Annotated in this window: 4 protein-coding genes; all 4 read left to right on the top strand. The window is 41.9% G+C overall.

Annotation, left to right across the window (positions count from 1 at the left end; all coding sequences use genetic code 11):
• Positions 1–90 precede the first annotated feature (90 nt).
• The 4 genes from nadX to recR all read left to right on the top strand — a co-directional run bounded on the left by nadX (position 91) and on the right by recR (position 3712).
• Positions 91–864, top strand: a complete 774-nt coding sequence (gene nadX / locus FPQ13_RS12790; RefSeq protein WP_144089713.1) for an aspartate dehydrogenase — start codon at positions 91–93, stop codon at positions 862–864.
• A gap of 208 nt (positions 865–1072) precedes the next feature.
• A complete protein-coding gene (dnaX, locus tag FPQ13_RS12785) occupies positions 1073–2773 on the top strand; it encodes a DNA polymerase III subunit gamma/tau (protein WP_144089712.1) in 1701 nt (566 codons plus the stop codon).
• 12 nt (positions 2774–2785) lie between these two features.
• Positions 2786–3103 carry a YbaB/EbfC family nucleoid-associated protein gene (locus FPQ13_RS12780; RefSeq protein WP_144089711.1) on the top strand — a complete coding sequence of 106 codons (318 nt, stop codon included), beginning with the start codon at positions 2786–2788 and terminating at the stop codon, positions 3101–3103.
• Positions 3104–3115: 12 nt separating this feature from the next.
• Positions 3116–3712 carry a recombination mediator RecR gene (gene recR / locus FPQ13_RS12775; protein WP_144089710.1) on the top strand — a complete coding sequence of 199 codons (597 nt, stop codon included), beginning with the start codon at positions 3116–3118 and terminating at the stop codon, positions 3710–3712.
• Positions 3713–4090 lie beyond the last annotated feature (378 nt).

Genomic DNA, 4090 nt, shown 5'->3' with positions numbered 1-4090 from the left:
ACTGGCGGTTACGCTGGTGTTCTTAGGAATCCCCCACTTCAAACAACCATAAGGTTGTTAAGTGGCGGGTAGTTCAAAGGGTGAATGTCAATGAGAGTCGGCTTAATCGGTGCAGGAACAATTGGCAAGTATCTACTTGATGAGCTTTCTGGAGAAGATCAAGACATACGAATTACCAGTGTCTTCGTCCGGAATCTAGAAAAATACCAGCATTTAGAAAAGCAATATGGTGTGAGTTTATACACAACTGTCGATGATTTTTTAGATTCCTCAATCGACGTTGTTGTGGAAGCCGCCAATGTTCAAGCAGCTAAAGAAGTGCTGCCAGACATTGTAAGCAAGAAAGAAACCGTATTAATCAGTATTGGGGCGTTAGCTGAAGAGACATTTTTCGATGAAATAGTAGAGATCATCAAAGAGAAAGATCATCGAATTCACTTACCATCAGGAGCTATCGGTGGTCTAGATCTCGTTGAAAACGTTACTGAGGCGGGAGTCATCGACGCTGTTTCTTTAGTGACAAGAAAACCAGCCCATACATTGTTGAGTGAACCGACCGATGAAACAAAGGTTGTTTTTGAAGGAAACGCGGCGGAAGCTATTAAACAATTTCCTAAAAACATCAATGTATCGATTGCTCTAGCACTCGCTGGAGTAGGCTTGCGGCAAACAAAAGTGACTCTGCTAGCTGATCCGAATTTAGATAAAAACATACACGCCATCGAGGTTAGCGGTGATTTTGGTACAGCTTCGTTTGAGATAAAAAATAATCCATTTCCATCAAATAAAAATACTAGTTACCTAGCTGCTGTAAGCGTCCTTGGTACATTAAAGAAACTGACCAAAAAGATCAATATCGGTTAAGCTTATAAAATTATTTAATCAAAAACAGTTAATGAAAAATTTGTTCATAAAAAAGGAGCGTCCAGGCGGAATTAAAACCGGATGCTCTTTTTTTGACTTATTTTTGGTGAAACTTCGTTCGATTCAAGAAATGAAACAATATTAAAATCCTGTCCGATTCGAACAAAATCAGTTATAATAAAGAGAGAATTTTAAAGGAGAAAAGCTCATGGCATATCAAGCGCTCTATCGCGTATGGCGACCAACAGATTTTCGCGATGTCGTCGGACAAGAGCATATTACCCGCACCCTGCAAAATGCATTATTGCAGAATAAAGTTGCGCACGCCTATTTGTTTACTGGACCCCGTGGTACCGGTAAAACGAGTGCTGCAAAAATTTTCTCGAAGGCGATCAACTGTGAACGTTCACCAGTTGAAGAACCTTGTGGTGAATGTTCAGCTTGTCAGGGGATCCAAGACGGGACAGTCTCCGATATTATTGAGATTGATGCTGCATCGAATAACGGTGTCGATGATATCCGGGAAATTCGTGACAAAGTGAAGTATGCACCGACCTCTGTCAAATACAAAGTGTATATTATCGATGAAGTACATATGCTTTCACAAGGAGCGTTCAACGCGTTGTTAAAAACATTGGAAGAACCTCCGGAGCATGTCATATTTATTTTGGCGACGACGGAACCGCATAAAATTCCGCTTACGATTATCTCACGTTGTCAGCGATTTGACTTCAAGCGGATTTCGCAGCAAGCCATTACGGACCGCTTGAAGTATATTTTAGATGAAGAATCCGTCCAATATGAGGAAAATGCGATGATTCATATCAGTTTAACTGCTGAGGGTGGTATGCGTGATGCACTGAGTTTACTCGACCAAGCGATCGCTTACAGTGATGACTCGACGATTTCAATGGATGATGTACTTGCTGTGACAGGATCCATTGCCCAAGAACATCTTTTTACGTTAACCAATGCTTTATTGGAGCATAATGCTAAAGAGACCTTGCAACTGTTGGATCATCAACTGCAATCCGGTAAAGACCCAGGCCGCTTCGTCTTTGACTTTATCCATTACCTTCGAGATGTATTGATGTATAAAAGCTCTCGGGGACAAGCTGAAGTACTTGTCCGAGCCATTCCAAATGAGGATTTCAAAGAGCAGACGGAAAAAATATCTCGACATTGGCTTGAGACAGCAATTGGAATTTTAAATAAAACACAGCAAGATATGCGCTGGACAAATAGCCCGCAAGTTTTGCTTGAAGTTGCTTTATTGGACCTGCAAGAAATTGACCTTCATTCGACGGAAGATCAACCCGCTGCACCTGCAGAAGATACAGCTGTTTTACAAAGACAGGTTGCACAGCTTGAAAAAGCATTGAATCAGTTGAAGGAGCAAGGGGTTCAGGTGAAGCAAGAGCCTTCTCCTGTGAAGGAAACGAAGCGGAGGACGAATCGAGGCTCTGGTTATAAAATACCATACGAAAAAATCCGACGAACACTCACGGAAGCGACGAAGGAAGATATTCAAAATGTGAAACAGAATTGGGCAAACTTCATGGACCAGCTGAAGCGGAATAGTCCGCCAGCTCACGCGAAATTGGTCGATAGTAAGCCGCGAGCCGCTTCAGGTGACTCGTTGATTATTTCTTTCCGTTATGAAATCCATTGTTCATTAGTCATGGAAAATCAAACTATGATAGAATCACAATTGAGTGAGTATACTGGGCAGCATTTAACGATTATTCCAGTACCAGAAACAGAATGGACAACAATTCGAGAAGACTTTTTGAACCAACAACAACAAACGGATGAACCAGCAAAACAGGAAGAAACTGAAGAAGATCCTTTAGTCGCTGAAGCCCGAAAGCTTGTTGGAAACGAACTACTTGAAATAAAAGAATCTTAAGGAGGCATTTATATGCGTGGTGGAGGAAACATGAATAATATGATGAAACAAATGCAAAAAATGCAAAAGAAAATGATGGCGGCTCAAGATGAGCTTCATGAAATGACATTTGAAGCAACAGCTGGTGGTGGCATGGTGAAAGTCACAGCAAATGGTAAAAAAGAAATCACGGATGTTGAAATTAATGAAGAAGTTGTTGATCCAGATGATGTAGAAATGCTACAAGACTTAATTCTTGCAGCAACGAACGACGTCATGAAGCAAGTGGAAGACACGACGAATGAAAAGATGGGTCAATTTACCAAAGGTATGAATATACCAGGCTTCTAGGAGGCGCGCTTCATGTATTATCCAGAACCAATATCAAAGCTCGTCGACAGTTTTACAAAACTGCCAGGCATTGGTCCGAAAACAGCCGTCCGCCTGGCTTTTTTCGTGTTATCGATGGAAGAAGATGATGTGTTGGAGTTTGGGAAAGCACTCGTCAACGCGAAACGTGAGTTAACGCATTGTAGTAACTGTGGGCATATAACCGATAAGGACCCATGTAATATTTGCACGGATCCAAACCGAGATAACACGCTTATTTGTGTCGTTCAAGATCCAAAAGACGTGATTGCAATGGAAAAGATGAAAGACTTCCAAGGGAGATATCACGTATTGAATGGTGCGATTTCACCAATGGACGGAATTGGGCCGGAAGACATTAACGTCACATCGTTGATTGAACGCTTAAAAGATGAAGAAGTAGAAGAACTGATTTTAGCGACAAACCCAACGGTTGAAGGTGAAGCGACAGCCATGTATATTTCCCGGTTAGTGAGACCGTCTGGAATTCGTACAACCCGAATAGCCCATGGATTACCAGTCGGAGGAGACTTGGAATATGCAGACGAAGTAACATTGTCCAAGGCTATGGAAGGTCGACGGGATTTATAAGGAGATTAAATAAGTATATAAACAATCCGCACTGTTCCTTTTATGGGAGCGTGCGGATTTTTTAGGTGGTCATTCTAGCTCGCAGGGCAAGAAAATAAGCTAGAAAGGTCGAATAGGATTGCTCTATACACCCGAATGAACAAGAAAACAAGGTGAACGGTCGAATAGAAGTGTTCTATACGCCTGAATGAGTAAGAAGACAAGCTAAAAGGTCGAATAGGAGTGCTCTATACGCCCGAGCGAGTAGGAAAATAAGTTGAAAGGTCGAATAGGAGTGCTCTATACGCCCGAATGAGCAAGGAAACAAGTTGAAAGGTCGAATAGGGGTGTTCTATACGCCCGAGCGAGTAGGAAAATAAGCTGAAAGGTCAAATAGGG

This window comes from Allobacillus salarius (genome assembly GCF_007559425.1).
Taxonomy (GTDB): Bacteria; Bacillota; Bacilli; order Bacillales; family Alkalibacillaceae; genus Allobacillus; species Allobacillus salarius.
This window is presented reverse-complemented; position numbering and strand designations above follow the sequence as displayed.

What these genes read in the sequence shown, in the direction of transcription:
- nadX (WP_144089713.1), top strand. Translation starts at nt 91, where the DNA reads ATGAGAGTCGGCTTAATCGGTGCAGGAACAATTGGCAAGTATCTACTT.
- dnaX (WP_144089712.1), top strand. Translation starts at nt 1,073, where the DNA reads ATGGCATATCAAGCGCTCTATCGCGTATGGCGACCAACAGATTTTCGC.
- FPQ13_RS12780 (WP_144089711.1), top strand. Translation starts at nt 2,786, where the DNA reads ATGCGTGGTGGAGGAAACATGAATAATATGATGAAACAAATGCAAAAA.
- recR (WP_144089710.1), top strand. Translation starts at nt 3,116, where the DNA reads ATGTATTATCCAGAACCAATATCAAAGCTCGTCGACAGTTTTACAAAA.